This window comes from Vibrio sp. Vb1574, assembly GCF_033338675.1.
In genome coordinates this window covers 1-1,318 of record NZ_JAWOTC010000243.1, presented here as the reverse complement: position 1 = coordinate 1,318, position 1,318 = coordinate 1, and the positions used below count along the sequence as shown (strand labels likewise).

The window sequence follows — 1,318 nt, the reverse complement described above, 5'->3', positions numbered from 1 at the left end:
CCTAAATTTGTTTCGGTAACATACGGAGCAAACTCTGGTGAGCGTGATAGAACTCACTCCATTATCAAGGAAATCAAAGCAGAGACCGGTTTAGTTGCTGCGCCTCACCTCACTTGTATCGATGCAACACGTTCAGAGTTGATTGAGATTGCTGATGATTACTGGAATAACGGCATCGAAAATATCGTTGCGCTGCGTGGTGATATCCCACCTGGTGGCGGTGCTCCAGATATGTATGCTTCTGACTTGGTTGAGCTACTAAAATCTCGTCACGATTTTGATATTTCTGTGGCGGCTTTTCCAGAAGTGCATCCAGAGGCAAAAAGTGCTCAATCGGATCTGCTAAACCTAAAACGTAAAGTGGATGCTGGTGCAAACCGTGCCATTACTCAGTTCTTCTTTGATGTGGAATCTTATCTGCGTTTTCGTGACCGCTGTGTTGCGGCGGGAATCGATGTAGAAATCGTACCGGGTATTTTGCCAGTTTCGAACTTTAAGCAAGCCTCACGCTTTGCGGCGCAGAATAACGTTAAAGTGCCAGGATGGATGAGCAAACAGTTTGAAGGTTTGGATGATGATCCTGTGACTCGCCAACTTGTAGGTGCAAGCCAAGCTATTGATATGGTTCGTGTACTAAGTCGCGAAGGTGTAAAAGATTTCCACTTCTATACGCTGAATCGTGCGGAGATGACTTATGCGTTATGCCATACTTTAGGTGTTCGTCCTCGTGTAGCTGTAGAAGCGTAAATCCGATTTCAAAAAGACAAAAGGCTTGCCAAGTGGCAAGCCTTTTTCATTGTCTCTAAGTAAAAGGAAATTAACCAATTACTTCAAGTTCTGTTAGGACTTCTTCTGCCCAAGTGATCCACGTTTCACGTAACAGTAGGTTACGACGAAGCGTTAGGCGCTCTAAACGAGCTTGTTTGTCCAAAGTTGAAGGCGTTGCGTAGTAAGCAGCTTCAATTTCTTTGTAGTGAGAAACCAGTTTACGAGACTCTTCAACAAGTTCTGCTAGTTGATCACGGAAAGGTGTTGATGGTTGAACAGCACAAGCCATAAGTTTCGCTGAAAATTCATCACGAACGGTTGGGTGTGCAGTTGGTTGATCAAACCATTCTCCAAGAGCGCTACGGCCTGCATCTGTGATGGAGTAAACCTTACGGTCTGGTTTGCCGTCTTGAGGTTCTAGTACGCAAGTAACCAGCTCTTTCTCGGCCATTTTATTTAGTTCACGGTAAACTTGTTGGTGGCTTGCTTTCCAGAAGTAACCGATGCTAGCAGAGAATTCTTTAGTGATATCGTAACCGGTTGCGTCGCG

The 1,318-nt window shown here is 45.0% G+C and carries 2 protein-coding genes; one reads left to right on the top strand and one right to left on the bottom strand.

Annotated features, from left to right (window positions below; genetic code table 11):
* A partial coding sequence (metF, locus tag R7O12_RS25190) for a methylenetetrahydrofolate reductase (RefSeq protein ID WP_318126792.1) occupies nt 1-747 on the top strand: 747 nt, incomplete at its 5' end.
* A 70-nt stretch (nt 748-817) separates the two neighbouring features.
* On the opposite strand, the gene R7O12_RS25185 is transcribed toward metF, so the two are convergent.
* Nucleotides 818-1,318: PadR family transcriptional regulator (locus R7O12_RS25185; RefSeq protein WP_318126791.1), on the bottom strand; the 501-nt coding region annotated here is incomplete at its 5' end.